Source organism: Burkholderia sp. Ac-20349 (genome assembly GCF_017104865.1).
In the GTDB taxonomy this organism is placed as follows: domain Bacteria; phylum Pseudomonadota; class Gammaproteobacteria; order Burkholderiales; family Burkholderiaceae; genus Burkholderia; species Burkholderia aenigmatica.
Window position 1 is genome coordinate 1 of record NZ_JAAGPM010000131.1, and the last position, 21743, is coordinate 21743.

A 21743-nucleotide genomic window follows, 5' to 3' on the forward strand; every position below is an offset into this window, starting at 1 on the left:
GGGCGGCGTCGGGCGCGGCTTGACGTGCGGCGCCGCGGCAACGGCGGCGGGTTCGGACGGCGCGGGTGCGTTGTCCTGCAAGTTTGCAAACGGCGACGTTTGCTGTGCATTCACGGATGCCGGCGGCGCATTCGACGCTGGCGTCGTCGCGGGCACGGCAACCGGCGCCGCATTCGTGACGACGGCCGGCGTCGAGGCGGGTGCGGTCGCGCTGGCGGCGAGCGCGGCTGCGTTGATCGCGGCCGCATTGATCGGTGCGGATGCCGGCGCGTCGGTCGAAGCCGTCGCACTAACCGCGCTGGCGGCGAGGGAACCCGATGCCGCGAGACCCGAGGCGGCGTCGGCCGTCACGGCCGGAACCGCGGACGCGGCGGCAGGTTCGGGGGCGGCCGGGGTGCTCGCATGGCGGCCATGCCACCAGAATGCGCCGCCTGCGCAGGCGATGACGAGTGCGACACCGGCCGCGATGATCTTGGGCGTGGCCGACGTGTCGCGGTTCGTCGGGGCGGCCGGCGGGACCGGTTGCGGTGCCGCGCCGGATGCCGGTCGCTCGGGTTGCGCGGACGCGGGCAGCACGATCGTTTCCTCGACCACGGAGACGGGAGGAGCGGATTCACCGGCGTGCGTGACGGCGCTATCGGGCACGTCCGCAGCTGATGCCGGCGGAACGTCGACATCCGGTACGTCGTGGGATACGTCGTGACGCTCGACAGCCGCTTCGGCGATCGCTGCTGCGGTCGCGGTCGCGCTCGCGGGTTGCGGATCCGCAACGGCCGGCGTCGCATGCGACGTGCCGGCTGCGGCGTCGCGATCGTGTGCCTCCGCCGTACGCGCGGCGGGCGCCGCAGGTTCGGGCGATGACACCGGCGCGCTCACCTGGCTCGACGCCGTTTCGGCGATGTCCGTGACGGGAGGCGCGTCATCCACGGCAACATCGGCCTCTGCGGGTTCGACGACGGGGGCCACGTGCGTGCCGGACACCTCGGCGGCGCCGTGCGGAATCTCGCGCGCCGTTTCGGCTGCGACCTGTCCGGACGGCTGAACCGGTTCAGGTGCCCGTACCGGCTCGACGGGCGGTGCGGGCAACTCGACGTCGATCACGTCGACGTCGTTCGACGACGCGACCGGCGTCCCGCACTTGTTGCAGAAACGCTGGTTCGGCGTCAGCTCGGTGTGGCAGCGCCGGCAGGGCGGGACGGCGGCCTCGATCCGAGGCTGAGCGGCTGCGACGGGGGTGCCGCATTTAATGCAGAACTTCAGGCCGTCCGGCAGTTCGCTCTCGCAGTGCGTACATTGCGTCATAAATAAGTAATCCTCTTCTTTTCGTCGATCGGCATGACGACGCCGCGCGGGTATGCGCATGCTGGTCCGAATCACGGCGTCGCGCTGCACCGGCCGCTCGTCACGCAAATGAACGGCGCGGCGCGCTTAGCGCGGAATATCAGTCGTGATTGGGTCGGTAAGGAGAAGAGGAGGTCTCGTCGACACGAATGGACGCGTACGACGTAACGAATCTGGATGCCCCGGATTTGAATGGCGAATTCACGCTTTCCCCGCTTTAGTCGTCAGTTTTAAACTGACAAACTGCTTTCATTATTTCGATTGCTAATACTAATGGTCTTCTGGAGCGGATACTACACTGAAATTATGAAGTTTCGCCATCCGCAAATTATGTTATCGAACATCTCATCGCACGCGAATACGGGCCGGATTTGGCGTCCGGTTGCCACGCGGCCGCACTGAAATCCTTCGTTCGACCTGGCGGCGCCCCACTCGGTGTGCCGCAGCTGGATTGCCCTGGCCGGTCGTGCTGGTTTCAACCAGACCGATCGACATTGCATTGCGCAATTGCCGTATTCTTCGGCCGGAATGACGTTGGTCAACCGGTGCCGTTCCGATATTCGGAATGACGCTCCAAAACAACAACGGGGAAACGTGCGGATGTTTTTCTTGCGATCGGGCCGCGCATGCGCGTGCGTTGCCGTTCTGGTGGTTGCATCGTTGCAGTCCCGGGCCGGATGGGCCGGCGCAACGATCGACGGGGGCCGCGCGACCGGGGCGAAAGTCGCGCTCGTGATCGGCAATGCCGCCTATGACGGCGCCGACCGGCTGGGTTCGCCGGCCAACGACGCGGCGCTGATCGGCCGGACCTTCACGCAGCTTGGATTCGAGACGCGGATCGGCACCGACCTGACCCGCGACGAGTTCAACGCGTCGGTCGACTGGCTTGCCACGCGCGCGCGCGGCGCACAGGTCGCGATTTTCTACTACGCGGGCCATGGCTTTGAATCCGGCGGCGACAATTTTCTCGTGCCGGTCAAGACCGGCATCCCGATCGCGGCGATGACGCGTGCCACGCTGCTGCAACGGGGCATCCGGTTCAACGCGGTGCGCGCGCAGGTGAAGGCGTCGCGGCCCGACGCGTTTGTCGCGCTGATCGACGCGTGCCGCGTGCCGTCCCGCGGCCGTGCCGGCCAGTCGCTCAAGCGCGATCCGGCGGCGCGCGGCGAGCTGATCGCGTATTCGACCGCCGACCAGGCCGCAGCCTACGATTCGATGCGGACGTTCGGTCAGCCGGTCGACAACGGGCCGTTCGCGTACTACCTGTCGACCTATCTTGCCGCGCCCGGCGCGACGCTCAAGCAGGCGCTCGAGCATACGCAGCAACAGGTCAGCGACGTGACCCAAGGACAGCAACGGCCGTGGATCGCCAGCGGCCTGATCGGCGACCTGACGATCGCGCAGCCGGGAACCGCGGCCGCGCGGCCCGCCGTTGCGCCGCCGGCGCAGCGCGGCGCGGTGCGCGGGAGCGGCGGGGAGCCGGTGTGGCCGGCCGCAACCGCACCCGGATCCGCTGCCGCGCGCGCCGAAACGGATGCCCAGCAGCAGCGGGAGGACTCGTGGACCGACGCGGAGCACCGGATCGAAGCCGCCGCGCAGCAGGCGGACGGTGCGTCGATCCGCGCGTTGCGGGCACGCTCGAATGACGCGGCCGCGTTGACCACGCTCGGCAGGATTGCCGAGGGCGGATTCGGCACGCGCCGCGATCCGCGCGCGGCACTCGCGTATTACCGGCGTGCGGCGCAGATGAATTACCCGATCGCGCAGACGCTTCTCGGCGAAACCTATTTCGAGGGCAAGCTGGTCGCGCGCGACTACGGCGAAGCCGAGAAATGGCTGGCCCGTGCGGCGGCGCAGGACGTCGTACGCGCCAAGCTCGATCTCGCGCAGTTGCGGGCGGCGCGCGGGCAGGGCAGCGACGCGCAGAACTGGTCGGATGCGCTGAACCTGATGCTGCGGGATGCCGGCCATCGCGCCGGGCGCGCCCCGGCGCAATAGCACTGCCGGCGCGGCGCGTGGTCAGTCGCGATGGCGCCGCAGGCGTTGTGCAAACGTTTCCACCCATTCGACCAGCATCTGCCGGTCGCGCGGTGCCAGTTCGCGCAGGTTGCGCATGATCGTCAACGTCTGATCGTCGATTCTCGGCGACGCCCCCGTCAGCAATTCCTCGGTCGCGCAGCCGAACAGCGCCGCGAATTCGGCGAGGCGCACGATGGTCGGAATCGACGTGCCACGCTCGATCCGCGCGATCGCCTCCCGCCCGAGCGACAACTGCTCGGCCACCTGTTCCTGGGTCAGGCCGGCTTCCACCCGTTTGCGGGCAATCGCGCGCCCGACGCACTCCGCCAGGGCCTGTGCTTCTTCTTGGTCCATGTGCTCACCTCATGACACGACCTGAATAGTCGCATTGCTACTTGTTGACAGACAGGTCTCAATAAGTTTCAATGCAACCTAAAAGGTAGTGTCATGGCATTCAACGCGACGTCGTCGGTTGGGCTCGACACGAAAAAAAAGTGCTCACCGACCGAACAAATGCCGTGGCGATCCGAATAGACAGGCAAGACGCCCGAACGGAGCGTCGATGCCGCATGCATTCGACGAGTGCGTGCGAATCGGACGAGTCACTGACAGGCTGCGACCATCCATGGAATCCAGGGCACTGCAATTCATCATGAAGTCCGTTCCGCGCGAATTTCATTCGGATACCAACATATTCATCGGCGGATGCTTCATCTGTCTTGCCTGGCCGCGCATCGAGATCAGCGACGGCCAGACCAAGGTCGTGCTGGATTGCCCGACGAACCAGGGCATGTTTTCCCGCGACGACACGGCCCTGATTCCGTTTCTGCGGCGCTTCCCGGAGCTCTGCGCGCGGCTGGTCGACGCGCATCCGCTGCTGCGCGCGCGTTTTCGCGCGTTCGATGCCGGCTCGCCGGCCTGAGCGGCGCGCCGGCATCGACCTGTCCATTGAGTCTGTCCATTTGTCACCTTCCCATTAAAACCATGAAATCTTCCAAACTTCTCGTGTTCGGCATCAGCGCCAGCGTATCGATCCTGCTCGCCGCTTGCGGCGGCGGCGGCGACTCGGGCAGCCCGGCGGCCACCACCAGCCCCGGCGGGACGAACGGGTCGGGCGCCACCAGCGCGGCCGTGACGCCGCTCGCGTCCGGTTCGAGCTATGTCGGCACGGTCGGATTCGGCGACACGATCCGCATCGACGTCGATCGGCCGACTGCCGGCCAGTTGACGCTGACGTTCGTCAACTCGCAATTCGGCCTGGCCGGCCAGGTGATCGGCACTTACCGGACCGCGGGCAACGGACAGTTCGTGGTGTCGAACCTGGCTGCGGGCCCGGGCGTGACGCTGTCTCCCGACCAGATCGCCGCGTTGTCGCTGTCGCTTTCGCTGACGAAGGACGACAACGGTGCGGGCCTGTTGAGCGGTTCGTTGTCCAACGTGCCGAACCTGCTCGGCGGCGGCGGCTTGCTGCAGGGGCAACTCGCGCTGACGAACAACGGCGTGACCGATGTCGCGTCGCTGGCGGGCGCATACAGCTTCGTGTCGCTGGCCGGGGATCGCCGCCAGGACGGCGTGCCGGTCGGCACGCAGGAGCCGGAGGCCGGGCAGGTTCGGATCAACGCGGACGGCAGCGCCCGCTTCTGCTTCGGCAAGCCGTATGCCGATACCTGCACGAACCTGGACACGGATACCGGGGCGGCGCTCGTCGATACCGCGACGTTCGTGCCGGATCCGGACCAGACGACCTATCCCGGCGCGTTCGACATGATGGTGGGCGGGAAAATCAACGGCCGTGCCTTCGTCACGCGGCAGGGCGGCAACGTGACGTTGCTGGTCGACCGCTTCGGCACGTCGCCCGAGGGCACGCCGCGTACCGGCTCGATGGTGCTCACGACGACGCGCACGCTCGCGAGTGGCGCCTATGACGGCCAGTGGGTGTGTGTCGAGCCCGACACCACCGTCGGTAACCGGCTGACGGGCAAGGCCGACGTGGTCCAGTCGACGATCAGCGGCACGCAGATGGTGAGCCCGGACGGCCAGACGAAAACCCCGCTCTACTTCAACGCGGCGTTCGACCTCGATACCGCCGCGCGTACCCAGAGCGACCCGATCGTCACCCAGGGGATCGACGGGCTGATCGCCGCCCAGATCCAGCTCGCGAAGGAAAAGGAAACGACGGTGCTGCTGCCGGTCAACAATTCGACGATGTACTGGCTGGATGAGCCGAACGGCTCCGGCTTCTTCGTGATGGGGCTGTGCAGCAAGCAGTAACGCGGCAGCGCACGTGGCCGCGGGTGCCGTGATTGCAGGGAGGCCCGGGCGGGCGCGTCTGCGCGACGTGTCCGCCTAGCCTGCAATGTGTATTCTCGAGCGTGTTGACGGCGACGCGGCCACCGTGCTGGAAACCCTGGACGGCGGCTGGTACGCGATGCAGGACATGCTGACCACATCGAGCCCGACCCATCCGATCTCGATCTCGGCCAATGCCATCCGGCCGCCCGCCGTCAAAGCCAATGTGGCCCGCACCCGGCCGTGTGCGAAGGCGTCGGCCGCGCGAGCGTGGAGGTCGTGCCACCGATACGCATCCACGACGAGCACAGGCTGACCGACATCCGGTATCCGGACGACGCGATGCACGTACCCGCCCCGTCGACGGCGTCACGCCGGCCGCGATCGGCCCGGTCCGTATTCGACACGCGCGACCGCGCAGCGCCAGCGCCGGCGCATCCCACCATGACGCGACGGTGCACGACCATTCCCGGCACACGCATAACAAAAGCTGAAATCGGTTTTTCGCGCGCGCCGGGCGCGTCCCTATACTTTGCGATGCTGCGCATGCGGCGGTTCGCGAATGCCGCGATCGCGCGACGCAGCGCCCGATTTTCTCGAACAAGGACCTGCCGAATGACTGCCCGTGATGCCGTCGATCCGCGCGCCGCGTTGCGCGACGCGCTCGCCGCGCTGCCCGATCTTGCGAATGCGATCGGGCAGGATGCCGCGCCACGCGAGGCGCGGCGCGAGCTGCCGTTCGAGGGTTTCGCGATCTTCCGCCGCTCGGCGCTGGGCGTGCTGCGGATTCCGGTCGCACGCGGGGGCCTCGGCGGCACGCTCGTCGATCTGTTCGACACGATTGCGACGCTGGCCGCCGCCGATTCGAATCTCGCGCACGCGCTGCGGATCCATTACGACCAGACCGAGACGCTGCGGCTGTCGCCGCGCACGCCGTTCAACGACGTGCAGCTCGAACGTGCGCGGGCCGGCGCGATCTTCGGCGGCGCGTCGACTGAACGCGGCACGTCGCGGCCCGGCGAGAACACCGCCGTGCTGCGCCGGGACGGCGATCACTATCGAGTGACGGGCCGCAAATACTATTCGACCGGCACCGCGTTTGCCGACTTCGCACGCATCAATGTGGAAAACGAACAGGGCGACGCAGTCGCCGTGATCATTCCCGTCGCGCGCGACGGCGTGCAGGTGCTCGACGACTGGGACGGCATGGGCCAGCGCATGACCGCGAGCGGCAGCCTGCTGCTCGACGACGTGCAGGTGTTCGCGGACGAAGTGGCTGCGCGCGACGGCTCGACGCTCGTCGGACGCCATTGCGGCGCGCTGCGGCAACTGCATCTCGTCGCGACCGGCGCGGGCATCGTGCGCAACGTGGTCGCCGATGCGCGCCGCTACGTGCTCGCGCACGGCCGCCCGGCGCTGCACAGCCCGGCGCCGACCGCGCGCGACGATCATTTCATCCAGCAGGTCGTCGGCGAGCTGTCCGCGCACAGCCACGCGATCGACGGGCTCGTCCGCGAAAACGCGCGGGCGCTCGACCGCTCCGCCGACGCGATCGAAGCCGGCGATGCCGATGCGCACGCGCTGGTGCTCGACAGTGCGCTCGCGACGGCACGCACGCAGCTCATCGTCAGCAAGCTTGCGCTGCATGCGGCGGAGCGGCTGTTCGAAGTCGGCGGCGCATCGGCGACGGCGCGCGAACACAACCTCGACCGGCACTGGCGCAACCTGCGCACGATCTTCAGTCACAACCCGCTGCTGCACAAGGCGCGCGTGATCGGCGACTACGAGCTGAACGGCGTGACGACGCACCTGACGGAAGGCCGGGTATTCTGACCTGGCCGTGCCGGTGCGCGCCACATCCCCTTCCTGACGTCAGCGCCGCAGGCCGGCGTCGCGCAGCAGCGGCAGCACGCGCTCGCCGAAGAAGTCGAGATCGGGCTTGAAGTCGTAGAAGCTCAACTGGACGCCGTCGATGCCTGCGCGGTGCAGTCGAACGATGGTATCGGCGACTTCGTCCGGCGAGCCCGTGATCGAGATGTTGCCGCCGATTGCACGCGCGGCGGCCTGCGCGCGCTGTTCGAAGCCGCCGCGCCATGCGTGCGCGTCGCTGTCGAAACGGTGGAAGCTGCCTTCGTCCGCATGCGTGACGATCGCGTCGCGGTACGCGCGCGCTTCGGCCGCTGTTTCGCGGCAGATCACGAGCGGGTTGAGCAGCGTGCGGATCGTCCGGCCACGCGCCGCGGCGGCCGCCTTCACGCGTGCGGTATGCGCGGGCAGCGCATCGAGCGCGCGTTCGGCGTCGGGGCCGGCCGGGCTCGTGACGAACACGATGTCCGAATAGCGTGCCGCGAAGTCGATGCCCGCGTCGGAGCCCGTCGCGTTGATCAGCAGCGGGCGGCCATGGCACGGCTTCGGCGTCACGAATGCACCGCCCAGCCGCCAGCTCGACAGCGCGGGCGTGTAGCTGAAATTGTCCGGTTGCGCCCACAACTGCTGGACCGCATCGAGAAACTCGGCGGCCATGTCGTAACGCCGGTCGTGCTCGATCCGGTTCCAGCCGAACATCTCGTGCTCGACCGCGCGGTGGCCGGTCACGACGTTGATGCCCCAGCGCCCGCGCGAGATGTGATCGAGCGTCGCGGTGAATTTCGCGAAATGCAGCGGATGCCACGGCCCGTAGAGCACGTGGCTCGTCGCGACCAGGATGATCCGTTCGGTACGCGCGGTCAGCGCGGCCAGCGTCATGAACGAGTCGAGCGCGTGGCCGTCGAATACGCCGCCGTAGCCGCCTTTCGGCAGCCACTGCGACAGCGCGAACACGAGATCGAAGCCGAGCGCCTCCGCGCGCGCGACCAGGTCGGCGTTGTAGTCGAACGTCCAGTCGGTCGTGCGCGGCAGCGTCGACGCACTCCAGCCGCCAGCCTGGATCGGCAGGAACAGCCCGAGCATCAGCGGCTGAGCGAGGACGCGCGACACCGGGCTGTCGGGGAAATCCGCCGGCGAGCGAACGTCGACGAACGGCGTCGGCGCGACCGGCGTGGCGAGGGAGGTGTCGCTCATGAGGGCTTCCTTGCGGGTTGGCTATGCACCGGACGACAACGGCGGGCGCTGCGACGGATCGCGTCGCGTTCGTTCGGCCCCGGTACGCCGTAGGGTGGCGCGGGCGCGCACGTCCACCGCGGCACGTCGAGTAGATAGAGCAGGGCGGGCGGCTGGCTCGCGAGCGCACCGCCGGCAGGCAGCATCGCTGCCGCCCATTCGCTGCCGAGCCGGCGTAGTACCGCCCGCCGGTTGCTGAGCGGTGCGCGGAGAGGAAAACAAGCGTCGATCATGGTCAAACGCGTACCGCCCGCGGGGAAACGCCCATTCTCGACAACCGGGCACGGCGCGGCAAACAACGATTCCCGCTTTGCTTATCGCACCCTGCTGCGCCGTGCCCGATGCGCATGCCGTCAGAACTTCACACGCAGCCCGCTGACGAGTGCGACCTGGCGGTTGGTCGACGACGCGCTGCCGATGTTCGAGATCGCAGCGATCGTGCGATAACCACCCGCCGTTGCCGTGCTCGGATCGCCGGCCGCGAGCTGGTAGATGCCGGACAGGTAGAGGTCGGTGCGCTTCGACAACGCATAGTCGAAACCGAGCGTGAACTGGTGCCAGCGCGGCTTCAGCGTCTGGCCGCCGGTGCCCGGCAGGCCGCTCGCGCGCCCGTCGGTGAACGTATAGACGCCGATCAGCGTGGCCGCCGGCGTGATCTGGTAACGCGCGTTCACGTCGTAGTTGTTGAACTTGCGCGACGAGCCGTCGAGATAGTCGAGCTGCGTGTGGCTCCACGCGAAGCCGAGCGTCGCCCGGCCGAGCGCGTAGTTCGCGCCCGCCACGCCGATCTGCTGCTTGCGCACGCCGCCGTTCAGCCCGTAGAAGAACGCGCCGCTATAGTCGTTGCCGGTGGTCGAGGTCGCGCCGCCCACGGCGCCGCTCGTATTCGACGTCGAATTCGGATGATTGAAGCGCACATAGCCGGCGCCCACCGACAACGGGCCGTTCACGTAGTTCGCCGACGCGCCCCACGCGTTGTTGTTCGAGAACCCGGTGCCCGCGCCGCCGTTGGCCTGGTTGCTGAACGCATAGAGCAGGTCGGCCGTGAAGCCGGCGATCGTGTCGCTGCGGAACTTCACCGCGTTGTTGAGCCGGAAGCTCTGGTTCATGTTGTCGTTGTCGCCCACGTGCGTGGCCGGCGACCAGAAGCCGGACCCCGAGTACTGCGCGACCAGGTCGGTGATCGGCTCGTACTGGCGGCCGAAGGTCAGCGTGCCGATACCCGACCTGGCCAGCCCCACGTACGCGGAGCGGCCGAACAGGCGGCCGCCCTGGCCGAGCCCGCCGTCGCTCGGCCGGAAGCCGCTTTCGAGCGTGAAGACCGCCTTCAGGCCGCCGCCGAGATCTTCCACGCCTTTCAGGCCCCAGCGGCTGCCGCTCAGCTTGCCGCTCGTCTGCTGGATGTTGCTCGCGCCGCCCTGGTTGTTCGTATAAGCGAAACCGGCATCGACGACGCCGTACAACGTGACCGAACTCTGCGCCTGCGCGCTGACCGAAGCGATCGAAACCAAACCCAGGACTACCGATTTTTTGATCATGACTATCCTCTGTTTTTATGGGTACGTCTGCGAGGATCACGATGCTATGGACGACGGTCGCGCCGGCGAACGGCCGATCCGTGGTTTGTAAATCGCGGCGCGGCCGATTTGTAATGTGCGTTGCCGCTAGCCCGGCATGGGCGTCGCGATTGCGTCCGGTACCCCTGCTGCTGCGACCGCATCGCGCGAACGGCGAACGTCGAGCGCCGGAAACACGCGGGCGTCGTCATATCGATCGATGAAATGGTTCGATATCCGCAATACATCCGGACCGGCACACGATGTTTTTATGCAACGCACGCTGTGCGGCAAGTAGCCGATGCGCTACGTGCATCCGCATATCGATTCCGCAAAACGTTGGTAGGGCCGTGCGACGGGTAACGGTAGAGTCGGGCATCCGGCCTCGGGCCGGCATGCTCCGGGAACAGAAGGGTGCGCAAGCGCGCGTTCGTCCCGGCTGAACAACGAACACGGGAGCCGTTTCACATGAGTCGCGATGTGCTGTTTTTGCTGGAGCCGGGCTTTGCCGATCCGAAGCATCCGGGCCAACGCTTCGTCTGTCCGCATGGGCTGTCGATCGAGGGGCTGCTCGCGAGCGCGCCGGATCGCGCAGGCCGCATCGACGTGCAACGCGTCGGCTTCGAGCGGCCGCGGCACGCGGTGATCGACGCGCTCGACGATGCGCACCAGGGGTTGCCGGTCCTCGTGCTCGGCCGCGATCTGCCGGCACCGGACGACGCACAGGCGCTCGGCGACGTGCACTTCGTCACCGACGCGCGCCGCATCCTCGAGCTGCTGGCCGAGCGCCACGGATTTCCAGCGCTGCATTGACGCGGCGTTTTTCACGTCCCATTCGATCGACCGACAAACAGGAGTATCCGATGTCGTCCATTTCGGCGGCACGCCGCCGTTTGCTGCTGGCCGGCACCGCGGTCGTAGCGGCCCCGTTCGCCGCGAGGGCCGCGTTCGCGGTGGCCGCCGTCACCCCCGACCTCGCCGGCACCACGTTGCGCGTCGCGACCTACAAGGGCGGCTGGCGTGCGCTGCTGCAGGCGGCCGGGCTGGCCGACACGCCATACCGGATCGACTGGCGCGAGCTGAACAACGGCGTGCTGCACATCGAGGCGCTCAATGCGGATGCGCTCGACATCGGTTCGGGCAGCGAAATTCCGGCCGTGTTCGCCGCGCGCCAGAAGGCCAACGTCCGGCTCATCACCCGTGTGCGCGAAGACCTCAACAACCAGGTCACGCTCGCGCGCAAGGACGCGTCGATCCGCAGCATCGCGGATCTGAAGGGCAAGCGCGTCGGGTACGTGCGTGCAACGACATCGCACTACTTCCTGTATCGCCAGCTCAGGGAGGCTGGCCTGGGCTTCGACGACATCCAGCCGATCAACCTGTCGCCGACCGACGGGCTATCCGCCTACGACCGCGGCGATATCGACGCATGGGCGATCTACGGCTACAACGGCCAGCTTGCGCGCAATCGCTACGGTGCGCGCGTACTGAAGACGGGGAAGGGCTATCTGTCGGGCAATTTTCCGGTCTATGCGAACCCGCGCACGCTCGACGATGCGCGCCGTCGCGCGGCGACGGGCGATCTGCTGCTGCGGTTTCGGCGCGCGTATGCGTGGGCGAACGGGCATGTCCGCGACCATGCGCTCGCGCAGAACCGCGAGACGCGCGTGCCGGTTGCCGATCTCGTCGCGATGTTCGAGCAGCGCAGCGAAGACTACGCGCTGCTGCCGGTCACGCCCGACGTGGTGGCGCAGCATCAGCAGGTGGCCGATGTGTTTGCGCGGATCGGTGTGCTGGATGGGCCGGCCAATGTCGCGCCGCTCTGGGATACGTCGTTCAACGCGCTGCTGGCGACGACGTGATCGGAGGCCATGAGAAGACGCTCAGGTGAGCGGGAGATTCGGGCGAACACGCGCTGTCGAAAGTGCGGCTATCCGTCCGCGAACCAGGCTTCACGCGCGGTGTGAGCCTCGTCGTGAATGCCTGCGTGACCGGATCAGGCGAACGTCGTCGCCACCATGATGCCGAACACGACGCCGATCGCAATCCCGCAGAGTCGGCCGTAAATCGACGCGCGCACGTTGTCGTCGAGCTCGAACGGCGAGCGTTTGTGCTTCCATACCGTGCTGAATGCCACCGGGCGGGTCAGCAGGGCGATGCATGCGAGCAGGACCGGCGTGGCGATGAGCATCGCGATGCGCTGCCCGTTCCAGTCGACGCCGTGCATCGCCAGCGAAACGATCGCGGCAAGCGGAACCTCGACACACAGGCCCAGCAACGAACCGTTGACGAAGGAATCTCCGGGGGACTGAAACATGATCGGTCCTAGCGTTCGAATGAAATCGGCGCCCGGCTCGAGCTCCCGAAAATAAAAAACCACGGCCGTTGCCCAAGGTCGGTCGACCGTGTTCGGCATCAGCCAGGATGACGGCCGGATAGTACGGCAAATCATTGGCCCATTGACGGTCATTCAAGCTATTTAACAAATGTCGCGGGCAGCAACGCATTTTTATGCTGCATCGGGATGTCGCGCCGTGATAATAATCGGACACCTTGTCGTCGGTAGCGTGCGTGAAGGCAGCGCTCCGGCATGGCCGCAGTCGCAGCATTGCCGTTCCGGCACGAAATATGAACCTGATCGGTTTCCGAAGCATCTACCGGGTTTGTTCCGGAGCGGGGCACCGGGCGGATTGAACCGATGGCAATGGCGACGCGTCACCCATCCAGTCGAACATGAGCGAACACAACGTTACGGGCAGCGACGCGCCACGCGTCGGCGCGGCAAACGCGGAATTTTCAGCAGGTGTCGCCGCGCATCACGCCGGGCAGGCAGCGGATGCGGCGCGGCATTACCGGGCGGCGCTTGCGCTTTACCCCGATTACACCGAGGCACTGAACAATCTCGGTATTCTGCTCGAAGACGAAGGGAATGCCGGCGAGGCGGAGCATTGCTACCGGCGAGCCATCGAGGTTCACCCCGAGAACGTGGACGCGTGCGTCAATCTCGGCCTGCTGCTTCATGATGGTCATCGCTTCGATGAAGCGGAGGCCTGCTACCGCCGCTTATTGGCGTTGCATCCCGGTCATGGTCCGGTGTTGCGCAGGCTCGGCCTGCTGCTGCAGGTCACGGGCCGTCACGCCGAAGCCGAACGCACGTTGCGCGAGGCGGTGAGCGCCCGCCCGGGCGACGCCGTGGTGCATGCCGATCTGGCGATACTGCTTCAGGCGCTCGGGCAGGCCGGCGAAGCGGAGCAGCATTATCGGGAATCGCTCGTGCACGAGCCGAACGCCCCCGCGACGCTCAACCGGTTCGGCACGCTGCTTCACACGCTCGGACGGTTGCCGGAAGCTGAGACTTGTTTCCGGCGTGCGGTTTCGCTGCAACCCGACGCGCGCGAGGCGCGAGGCAACCTCGGCAACGTGCTGTTCGCCCAGCAGCGATACGGCGAGGCCGAAGCGTGTTACCGCGACGTGCTCGCCCACGATCCGTCGTTCGCGGAGGTATGGAACAACCTGGGCCGACTGCTGCATGAGGTCGGCAGGCTGGACGAGGCCGCTGCCGCGTTGAGACACGCGCTGACGCTCGATCACGACCGCGTGCCGACCACGTTCAACCTGAGCCTGGTGCTGCTGGCAATGGGGCAGTACGAAGCCGGGTGGCGGCACTACGAAGCGCGCTTCCAGCCTTCTTCGCACTGGGGCGACGCTTCGTCGTATCGCGTTCTGGCAAGCCTGCCGGCGCCGCGCTGGCAGGGCGAACCGCTCGACGGAAAATCGCTGGTCGTCTGGCCCGAGCAGGGGTTCGGCGATGTCGTGCAATTCGCGCGCTATCTGCCGCTGCTCAAGCAGCGCGGAGTGTCGAGGCTGACGGTGGTGTGTCCGGCCGCGTTGACGCGCCTGATCGCAACGGTCGACGGCGTGGATCGTTGCGTCGGGATTGACGAGGCGGCGGCGCTGCCGGCACACGATTACGCCGTCCCGATCATGAGTCTTCCGTTACGCTGCGGCACGACGCTCGACACGATACCCGCGACGGTGCCCTATCTGCACGTGCCGGCACCGCTCGTCGAGCACTGGCGGGGCAGCGTGCCGGCCGCCGGCCTGAAGGTCGGGCTGGTCTGGGCGGGCGATCCGCGCCCCGATCAGCCGCAGGCACACGCGACGGATCGCCGGCGCTCGCTTCCGGCAAGCGCGTATCTGCCGCTGCTGCAGATTCCGGGCGTGAGTTTCGTGAGCCTGCAGAAGGGCGACACGGCCCGCCGGCAGATCGACACGATTCCGCCGTCGCTGCGTCCTGTCGATCCGATGGCGCAGGTGCGCGACTTCGCGGACACGGCGGCGATCATCGCCTATCTGGATCTCGTGATTACCGTCGATACGTCGGTTGCGCATGTGGCGGGCGCATTGGGCAAGCCGGTCTGGATCCTGTCGCGCTTCGACGGCTGCTGGCGCTGGCTCGCGGATCGCGACGATTCGCCGTGGTATCCGCAGGCGCGGCTGTTCCGTCAATCGGAACCGGGGCAGTGGAGCGATGTCGTCGAGCGTGTTGCGGGGGCGCTCGAGCACCTGCGTGACGAACGGAATGCGTCGCGCGTATCGGCGGCACCTCAGGAAGAACTGGACCGGCTGTTTTCGCAGGGCCTGCAGCTGTGTCAGCAGCGCCGTTTGGCGGAGGCGGTCGCCTTTTACGATGCAGCCCTCTCAACCGCAGCGGATCCGTCCGTTCGAGCCTACCTGCTGGGCTATCGGGCGCAGTCGCTCAACGGTCTTGGCCGCGTCGACGAAGCGCTCGAGCAGACCGATCAGGCGTTGCAACTCGATCCTTCCCAGTTGAGTGCGCTATGCACCCGCGCTTACGCGTTGTTGCTGAAGCAACAGTTTCGGTTGTGTCTTGAATGTTGCGACCGGGGGCTGGCATTCCACCCCGACCGAATTGAACTGCTGCACAACCGTACCGCCGCGCTGGCCGGGCTCATGTGCAATGAAGCGGCGCTGGAGACGAGCGAACGCATCCTGGCGCAGAACCCGAACGATGCGAGGGCGCTCAACAACAGTGCGGTCATGCTCGACCGATTGGCGCGTTACGACGAAGCGGCCCGGCGTTACAAACGTGCGGTTGCGGTCAATCCCGACGAGCCCTGGGTGCTGGGCGCGTTGTTGACCGCGCAGTTGCGCACGTTCGACTGGGACGGGCTTGACCGGCTACAGCAGGACATCGCGTCCCGGGTGGCCGAGGGCCGCCCGACCATCGAACCGTTTCGCTACCTGGCCGTATGTGCCGACCCGCAGCAGCAACTGGATGCGGCCCGGATCTATGTGGCCCACCGCATTCCCAGGCCCGCAACGCATTCGGTCTTTCGGGCTGCAGGCACGCCGCGCGGAAAGATCCGCATCGGCTATTTTTCATCGGACTTCCGCACGCATCCGATGATGGAGTTGATGGCGGAAGTGTTCGAGCTGCACGATCGGGAGCAGTTCGAGATCCATGCATTTTCGTTCTTCAACGACCCGCGCGACCGGGCGCAGATGCGGGCGCGAACGGCCTTCGATCGTTTTCACGATGTCGACGGCATGACATCCGACGAGATCGTTGCCACCGCGCTGAACGAGACGCTGGATATCGCCATCGACCTGAACGGACACACCATGGGCGCGCGGCCGACGGTGTTCGCGGCGCGCGTCGCGCCGGTACAGATCGCCTACCTGGGCTATCCCGCCAGTACGGGCGCCGACCCTATCGATTACATCCTCGCCGACGAGGTCGTGATTCCGCGCACGCACCGGCACTTCTACTCAGAGCAGGTCATTTACCTGCCGGGGTCGTTTCAGCCCAACGATCGCCATCGCGAGCAGCCCGGCAGGCAGCTGGATCGTTCGGCCTATGGGCTGCCGGCGCACGGATTCGTATTCAGCTGCTTCAACGATCCCGTGAAGCTGCTGCCGTTCATGTTCGAACGCTGGGTCAGCATCCTCAAGGCGGTCGACGGCAGTGTGCTCTGGCTCCACTGTCGAGACAGCGAAATTGCACAGGACAACTTGCGGCGCGAAGCGGCCGCGCGCGGGCTCGATCCCGACCGGATCGTCTTTGCACCACGCGTGCCGTTGGCCGAACACTTCGCACGGCAGGCCTGCGCCGATCTCTTCCTCGATACTGTTCCGTTCAACGCCGGGGCCACGGCAAGCTGCGCGCTTTGGTGCGGGTTGCCGGTACTGACGGTGCCGGGCGACACGTTTGCCAGCCGGTATGGCGCGAGCCTGCTGGCGGCGCTCGGTTTGCCGCAGTTGATCGCGCCGGATCTCGACGCCTATGAAGCCATTGCAGTGGAGCTTGCACGCTCGCCACGCAGGCTCGACGCAATCAGGCAAAAGCTCCGTGACGCGCGGGATCGGTCACTGCTCTTCGACACGCGTCGCTTCGTGCGTCATCTGGAGCACGCTTACCGCATCGTCGTGCAGCGCTATGCCAGCGGATTACCGCCGGACACCCTCGACCTGACGAACGCGGATTGACCACGCCACATGCGCCGGCGCGACGGATATTGGGGAAAAAGAATCTGCTGGATAATGCGCGACACAGTAAAACCTGGCGCTCGCACCGCCAAACGAAATTCGAAAACGGCGGAAAACGCCGGTATGCGGCCCTTTCGGCCCATGAGATCGAGTCGCCGCCACACGGAACTGGCGTCGCCGATTGGCAATCGTGCGTTGCGTCGAGCAATGTGGCGGAGCGGCAGAAGCATGATGGACGAATCGATGCTGTCGCATCGCATAACTTACTATCGGGGAACGGGATGTCGTTTGATGAGGACTTCAATGGCGTCGCTGCACAGGTGCGCGACGCGGAGGCTGCCGGACAGTTCGACCGGGCGGTTGATCTTTTCCAGGTCCTGTTTGAAAAATATCCACGTCACGACCTCGTTCTGAAACCCTATCTGGACGCACTCTTGCGTCAGGGGCAGACAAGGCAAGCACTCGACGCTTGCGATCGCGCCATCGCCGCGACACCCGAGTCGACCCTGCCGTGGCGCGAAAGGGCGCTGATCTACTTCAATCATCTGAACGATCGCGCCGCCGCCATCGCCAGTTTGAAAGAGGGCCTGGCCGCATTTCCGTCCAATGCGGAGCTGCATCTGATGCTTGCCGATGCGAGTTTTCAGATGCTCGACTTCGATACGTCACGCCGGCATGGCTTGAAGGCGGCCGAATTCGGCGACCTGACCATCGCGTTGCGGGCACGTCATCGATTCCTCGAAGATCATGAAGGTGCCGTACGCATCGCGCGCGCGATCCTGGAGCAGTACCCGACGGAGATCGGCGCGCTCGTGCAGGGCGGCATCTCGCTCTACTTGCTGGGGCGCTTTGAAGAAAGCCTGGGCTATCTGTACCGGGCCGCCGAACACGATCCCTATCGAGGGGACGTCCTGTTTCCCCTTGCGAATCTGCTCTTGCTGCTGGGCGACACGAAGGCCGGCTGGCGCCGATATGACATGCTGGCCGATCTTGCGTCGCTCGGCAGCGGCCCCGGTGTCCTGACCACCCATCACGACCGCTTGTGGCGCGGGCAGTCTCTCGAAGGCAAGCGCATTCTGGTGATCAGCCATCTCGGCCTTGGCGATTGCCTGATGTACGCACGTTACGCCCGGGACCTGAAGGCAGCGGGCGCCCATGTCACGCTCTGCGTCAAACCGGAATTGATGCAGCTGCTGCGCGAACTCGAAGGCGTCGATGAATTGTTGAGCGCCTGGCCGGTCGAGACCTGGGGCAGCTACGACTACTGGATCTTCGAAAACTTGCTGCCCGCGAGACTGGGGGCGTGCGAAGGGGTGGTACCCACCTACCGGGACGGCTATATCAAGCTGAAGGCCGCGGATGCCGCCAGGGCACTGGACGACCGCCGTCGCGCATCCGATCGGCTGCGAATCGGCTTGTGCTGGGACACGTCACCCAATTATTTTGCGGGGCGCGCTCGCAGTCTTGCGCCTGAAGATCTCCAGCCGTTGGCCGGGATTGAAAACGTCGACTGGTTCGTGCTGCAGAAACATCCGCTCGAGCCGGATTTCGCGGCACGTAGCGGACTGTCCATCCTGAATCGATCCGATGAATGGAACGATCTTTACGATACGGCGGTATTTGCCGCATCCCTGGACCTGACCATCTCGATCTGCTCGGCGCCCGTGCACCTGGCCGGCTCGCTGGGCCTGCCCGCGTGGGTCATGCTCGGTGCGCCGGAGTGGCGCTGGGGCGCGCAGGGCGATACGGGGCCCTGGTATCCGCAGATTCGGACCTTTCGTCAGGCGGCACCCGGTAACTGGCGTAGCGTTACCGAGGCGGTGCGTGATGCCCTGGAAGCGGAGCGCGGGGGCTTGCGCCGCGTGGAGTGACGGGCGACACGTTGCGGTCGCAACGGATCATCGACGCATGCTTGGTGCGATGAACGTCACTTTGACGAGTGAGGTGTGCGGTGCCAGGCATCCCGGTGCAATCACGACGCCGTGGGCAATCGTACCGACAGGTGCGCGTGCCACGGCGCCAGACCTCGGTACCGGCTACTACGCCGAGTCATTGCCGGACAGCGCATCCGCCATCTCCCGTACCGGTCTGCTCCAGTCGCCCAACGTCGCCTGCCGATACAACTGCATCGATCGGTACCACGGCGTATCGCGATGGCTGTTGGACCAGCGCTCGTCGCATGCGGCCGACAGCAACACCCACACTGGCCGCCCGAGTGCGCCGGCGAGGTGAGCCGGCCCGGTATCCACCGCAATCAACAAATCCAGCGCATTGAGGACGACGGCGGTATCGCCGAGATCGCTCAGCTCGTCGCCAATGACGCCAATGCCGTGTTTATCCAGCAGCGCTTGCTCTTCATCGGTGATCTTGCCGAACTGCAGCGCGTGGAAACGGGTCGCCGGCGCACTGAACAATGGCTCGAGTTGCGCCAGTGAGATGGATCGATACGGTTCGTGGCGCACCGACGTATTGCTGCGCCAAATCAAGCCTATCTCGCGAACGCCATCGCGTCGATTGTTGAACGTGTCGGCAAGACGTGGCGTCAGTTCTCGTCCGGTTGGCGCCTGTACGTATGAATTCGTCCAGCTGGGGAAGTAGGGCGTCGTCTGATACCGGACAAACAGGTCAAAGGTGCAGAGGATGCAGTCGCTTTGATCAATGGCATCGCTGGCGTTCTCGACAATCGTGATCCAGTCATAGGCGGCGAATATCGGCGCCAATATGCGTGGCACCTGCAATACGATGGCCGAGGCACCTTCGTCCCGCAACAAATGCAGATACCGGGAAAACATGATGACATCGCCAAGACCGCCTTCCTGAAGGATGAGCACGCGCCGTCCGGCGACTGACGCGTCAAATCGAAGCAGCTTGTCGATAATTCGCCCGTACTCGCTCGTATGCGCGGGATAAATATTTGAAACCACGCCGGCTCGCCCCCATGCATCGCGCGATCTCCGATTGAGCGCGTGGGCTTCGCGGAAATGACCTTGCGCGTAGCGTGCGATCACCAGTTCGGCGCTCAACACCCGGAGGTCCGGTTCGTGGTGAAGCTCCGTGAGCGATTGCATCAACAGCGTTTCGGCCTGCGCAAAAAGGCCGAGATGGTTCATGTCGATGCCGATCTGCGCGCGCAGAAACGGGTCGTCAACCCGGTCTGCAATTTCCTTCACCACCCGGATCGCTTCTTCGGCGTGACCCGAGCGTCTGAGCGCGCGACACAGCGCAAGCCCGGTGCTCGCGGATTTGTCCCGTAGATAGGCCTGATATGCGCTGTCGAGCACGGAGTGGTCGCTTGTCAAGTTATCCCCTGTGAAATGGAGCCGGCCCAGGCGCGATCATATGCTCGACGTCTGTTTCTGTCTCGGGCACGGTTTGCGCTGCGACGTGCGCTTCAACCTGGCGCAACGAGAGCGGCGACCTCGGTGACAGGCGCTCGCCTTCGCACCGGCCTGTGTTGCGGAACGATCCCGATTATCTCGCATTGCTTGCACGACGCGGTGCGTTCTCGGCAAGCCGGTTGCCAATCGAAACGAGTAGGCGGCAATTGCGTCCCGATAGCGCCGATACCGTTGCATATGGATTGGCACATCGTGCTGCCGGTGCGGTTTCAACTGCCGTCCGTTCGGTGCGATGTCCCATTCATTCCATCATTTTTTGCACCTTTAGAGTGGGGCAAGATTTTCCTAAGATGCAGGCTTCATCACAAGGAAATCAACATGAGTACACTTCGCTTGCCCTACCAGACGCTGTCGCCCGACGCTTACCGAGGCTTCGGCGCCACCAAGAAGGCGCTGGAGAAGAGCAGCCTCGGGAAACAGTTGATCGAACTGGTTTACCTGCGGGTTTCGCAGATAAATGGCTGCGCCTTCTGCCTGGAGATGCACGCGGCGGCGCTGCGCGCCGGCGGTGTGCCGGATGCGAAGCTGGACAGTCTGGCCGGCTGGCGCGTGAGTCCGCATTTCAGCGAACGCGAGCGCGTGGCGCTGGCCTGGACGGAATCGCTGGCGGACGTGGCGGAAAGCCACGCGCCCGATGAGGATTTCGAACCGCTGAAAGCACATTTCAGCGACGCTGAAATCGCCGACCTGAGCTTCGCGGTCGCCCTGATGAGCGCCTTCAATCGTTTGGCGATCGGCATGCGTCAGTGAAGTTCGAATGGGTCGCATTCGCTACCCGCGAAGTGCCCGACCAGTCCGGCAACGCGCTTGCCGATCCGACGTAGAGCAGTTCGCTTAAAAAATCGTTCTCCAGGCTTGCCGGGGCTGCACGTCCGCCGACGGCTCGTTCGACGTCGGGCCGGCGGTGCCGGACACGTCGACAGCGCACGCCCGCAACCCCCTTTCCCATGCCGTGATCGGGTTTGGATGCACATCGATCGGTGCGTCGGGTCGACCCGCGTCCGGTCGCCCTTGACTGTTGCCAGAGCCGCTTTGGCGCGGGCCGTGAGTGTGGCATCGACACACCCTTCGCACGGCGTACCGGAGTGTTCAGTTTCCGTACACGTCGATGCCTCGCCCCACCGACCGGCGCGGGTGCGGCGGGTGGGAACAAACCCGGATAGCGCCGCGTGCTCCCGGTCGCCTACCGTCGCGCGGATGCCGGTCGGGGCGGTCACGATCCCGATTCGGCGGGTTGCGATTTCTTCAGGAGCGTACATGGATAGCAGCAACAACACGGCACTGTTCGACGCCGCCCTCTGGCACGGCAAGACCTTCAACGGGCGCTGGCACGCCAGCCCGCACGTGGCCGACGTGATCGAACCCGCGACCGGCAACACGCTCGGCCGCATCGGCGTCGCGGACGGTGCGGCCGTGGCCGACGCGGCGGTGGCCGCGCATCGCGCGCAGCGCGCGTGGATCGGCCTGCCGTACGACGAACGCGCGGCGGTTCTGCGCCGCGCGGCCGCCGTCGCGGAAACGCACTTCGATG

Annotated in this window: 17 protein-coding genes; 11 read left to right on the forward strand and 6 right to left on the reverse strand. The window is 65.8% G+C overall.

Annotated elements, in window-relative coordinates:
- A partial coding sequence (locus G3N61_RS40160) for a zinc-ribbon domain-containing protein (RefSeq protein ID WP_205824291.1) occupies nt 1–1302 on the reverse strand: 1302 nt, incomplete at its 3' end.
- A gap of 639 nt (nt 1303–1941) precedes the next feature.
- Between G3N61_RS40160 and G3N61_RS30690 the strand changes: the two genes are divergently transcribed.
- The gene (locus G3N61_RS30690; protein WP_205824292.1) at nt 1942–3339 is read left to right on the forward strand and encodes a caspase family protein; all 1398 of its coding nucleotides are present in this window, start codon (nt 1942–1944) and stop codon (nt 3337–3339) included.
- A 21-nt stretch (nt 3340–3360) separates the two neighbouring features.
- On the opposite strand, the gene G3N61_RS30695 is transcribed toward G3N61_RS30690, so the two are convergent.
- Nucleotides 3361–3714 carry a helix-turn-helix transcriptional regulator gene (locus tag G3N61_RS30695; protein WP_089454409.1) on the reverse strand — a complete coding sequence of 118 codons (354 nt, stop codon included), beginning with the start codon at nt 3712–3714 and terminating at the stop codon, nt 3361–3363.
- 208 nt (nt 3715–3922) lie between these two features.
- Between G3N61_RS30695 and G3N61_RS30700 the strand changes: the two genes are divergently transcribed.
- From G3N61_RS30700 to G3N61_RS30715, 4 genes are all read left to right on the forward strand, one after another.
- Nucleotides 3923–4282: a hypothetical protein gene (locus tag G3N61_RS30700; protein WP_155292032.1), complete on the forward strand. Its 360-nt coding sequence runs from the start codon at nt 3923–3925 to the stop codon at nt 4280–4282.
- Nucleotides 4283–4344: 62 nt separating this feature from the next.
- On the forward strand, nt 4345–5631 hold the full coding sequence (locus G3N61_RS30705) for a hypothetical protein (protein WP_205824293.1): 1287 nt from the start codon (nt 4345–4347) through the stop codon (nt 5629–5631).
- An 85-nt stretch (nt 5632–5716) separates the two neighbouring features.
- Complete coding sequence (locus G3N61_RS30710; RefSeq protein WP_205824294.1) at nt 5717–5965, forward strand: hypothetical protein; 249 nt, start codon at nt 5717–5719, stop codon at nt 5963–5965.
- Between the two features lie 299 nt (nt 5966–6264).
- Complete coding sequence (locus G3N61_RS30715) at nt 6265–7482, forward strand: acyl-CoA dehydrogenase family protein (RefSeq protein WP_043187761.1); 1218 nt, start codon at nt 6265–6267, stop codon at nt 7480–7482.
- A gap of 39 nt (nt 7483–7521) precedes the next feature.
- On the opposite strand, the gene G3N61_RS30720 is transcribed toward G3N61_RS30715, so the two are convergent.
- Nucleotides 7522–8709, reverse strand: coding sequence for an LLM class flavin-dependent oxidoreductase (locus G3N61_RS30720; RefSeq protein ID WP_205824295.1), 1188 nt, complete (start codon nt 8707–8709; stop codon nt 7522–7524).
- Between the two features lie 392 nt (nt 8710–9101).
- Nucleotides 9102–10286, reverse strand: coding sequence for a porin (locus G3N61_RS30725; RefSeq protein WP_089454414.1), 1185 nt, complete (start codon nt 10284–10286; stop codon nt 9102–9104).
- 486 nt (nt 10287–10772) lie between these two features.
- On the opposite strand from G3N61_RS30725, the gene G3N61_RS30730 reads away from it, so the two are divergent.
- Both G3N61_RS30730 and G3N61_RS30735 read left to right on the forward strand, forming a co-directional pair.
- Complete coding sequence (locus G3N61_RS30730; RefSeq protein ID WP_205824296.1) at nt 10773–11117, forward strand: DUF3088 domain-containing protein; 345 nt, start codon at nt 10773–10775, stop codon at nt 11115–11117.
- Between the two features lie 50 nt (nt 11118–11167).
- Nucleotides 11168–12166: an ABC transporter substrate-binding protein gene (locus G3N61_RS30735; protein ID WP_205824297.1), complete on the forward strand. Its 999-nt coding sequence runs from the start codon at nt 11168–11170 to the stop codon at nt 12164–12166.
- A 134-nt stretch (nt 12167–12300) separates the two neighbouring features.
- Here the strand turns inward: G3N61_RS30735 and G3N61_RS30740 are convergent, their stop codons facing one another.
- Nucleotides 12301–12720 (reverse strand): hypothetical protein, encoded by a 420-nt coding sequence (locus G3N61_RS30740; protein ID WP_241017979.1) that lies wholly within the window; start codon nt 12718–12720, stop codon nt 12301–12303.
- 317 nt (nt 12721–13037) lie between these two features.
- Between G3N61_RS30740 and G3N61_RS30745 the strand changes: the two genes are divergently transcribed.
- Together G3N61_RS30745 and G3N61_RS30750 are read left to right on the forward strand one after the other, a co-directional pair.
- On the forward strand, nt 13038–16814 hold the full coding sequence (locus G3N61_RS30745) for a tetratricopeptide repeat protein (RefSeq protein WP_205824298.1): 3777 nt from the start codon (nt 13038–13040) through the stop codon (nt 16812–16814).
- Nucleotides 16811–18685, forward strand: coding sequence for a tetratricopeptide repeat-containing glycosyltransferase family protein (locus G3N61_RS30750; RefSeq protein ID WP_241017980.1), 1875 nt, complete (start codon nt 16811–16813; stop codon nt 18683–18685). Before G3N61_RS30745 ends, G3N61_RS30750 begins: the two co-directional genes overlap by 4 nt.
- A 168-nt stretch (nt 18686–18853) precedes the next feature.
- Here G3N61_RS30750 and G3N61_RS40340 read toward each other — a convergent pair whose 3' ends face one another.
- Nucleotides 18854–20095: a glycosyltransferase family 9 protein gene (locus G3N61_RS40340; RefSeq protein ID WP_205824299.1), complete on the reverse strand. Its 1242-nt coding sequence runs from the start codon at nt 20093–20095 to the stop codon at nt 18854–18856.
- A gap of 435 nt (nt 20096–20530) precedes the next feature.
- Between G3N61_RS40340 and G3N61_RS30760 the strand changes: the two genes are divergently transcribed.
- Both G3N61_RS30760 and G3N61_RS30765 read left to right on the forward strand, forming a co-directional pair.
- Nucleotides 20531–20962, forward strand: coding sequence for a carboxymuconolactone decarboxylase family protein (locus tag G3N61_RS30760; protein WP_089454421.1), 432 nt, complete (start codon nt 20531–20533; stop codon nt 20960–20962).
- A 507-nt stretch (nt 20963–21469) separates the two neighbouring features.
- Nucleotides 21470–21743 (forward strand): aldehyde dehydrogenase family protein (locus G3N61_RS30765; RefSeq protein ID WP_205824300.1); only part of this gene is annotated, 274 nt, incomplete at its 3' end.

Excerpts from the sequence above, each read along its gene's own strand:
- G3N61_RS30695 (WP_089454409.1), bottom strand. The coding sequence starts at position 3,714 with ATGGACCAAGAAGAAGCACAGGCCCTGGCGGAGTGCGTCGGGCGCGCG.
- G3N61_RS30735 (WP_205824297.1), top strand. The coding sequence starts at position 11,168 with ATGTCGTCCATTTCGGCGGCACGCCGCCGTTTGCTGCTGGCCGGCACC.
- G3N61_RS30760 (WP_089454421.1), top strand. The coding sequence starts at position 20,531 with ATGAGTACACTTCGCTTGCCCTACCAGACGCTGTCGCCCGACGCTTAC.
- G3N61_RS30710 (WP_205824294.1), top strand. The coding sequence starts at position 5,717 with ATGTGTATTCTCGAGCGTGTTGACGGCGACGCGGCCACCGTGCTGGAA.
- G3N61_RS30690 (WP_205824292.1), top strand. The coding sequence starts at position 1,942 with ATGTTTTTCTTGCGATCGGGCCGCGCATGCGCGTGCGTTGCCGTTCTG.
- G3N61_RS30740 (WP_241017979.1), bottom strand. The coding sequence starts at position 12,720 with ATGCCGAACACGGTCGACCGACCTTGGGCAACGGCCGTGGTTTTTTAT.
- G3N61_RS30705 (WP_205824293.1), top strand. The coding sequence starts at position 4,345 with ATGAAATCTTCCAAACTTCTCGTGTTCGGCATCAGCGCCAGCGTATCG.
- G3N61_RS30720 (WP_205824295.1), bottom strand. The coding sequence starts at position 8,709 with ATGAGCGACACCTCCCTCGCCACGCCGGTCGCGCCGACGCCGTTCGTC.
- G3N61_RS30730 (WP_205824296.1), top strand. The coding sequence starts at position 10,773 with ATGAGTCGCGATGTGCTGTTTTTGCTGGAGCCGGGCTTTGCCGATCCG.
- G3N61_RS30715 (WP_043187761.1), top strand. The coding sequence starts at position 6,265 with ATGACTGCCCGTGATGCCGTCGATCCGCGCGCCGCGTTGCGCGACGCG.
- G3N61_RS30700 (WP_155292032.1), top strand. The coding sequence starts at position 3,923 with ATGCCGCATGCATTCGACGAGTGCGTGCGAATCGGACGAGTCACTGAC.
- G3N61_RS30725 (WP_089454414.1), bottom strand. The coding sequence starts at position 10,286 with ATGATCAAAAAATCGGTAGTCCTGGGTTTGGTTTCGATCGCTTCGGTC.
- G3N61_RS30745 (WP_205824298.1), top strand. The coding sequence starts at position 13,038 with ATGAGCGAACACAACGTTACGGGCAGCGACGCGCCACGCGTCGGCGCG.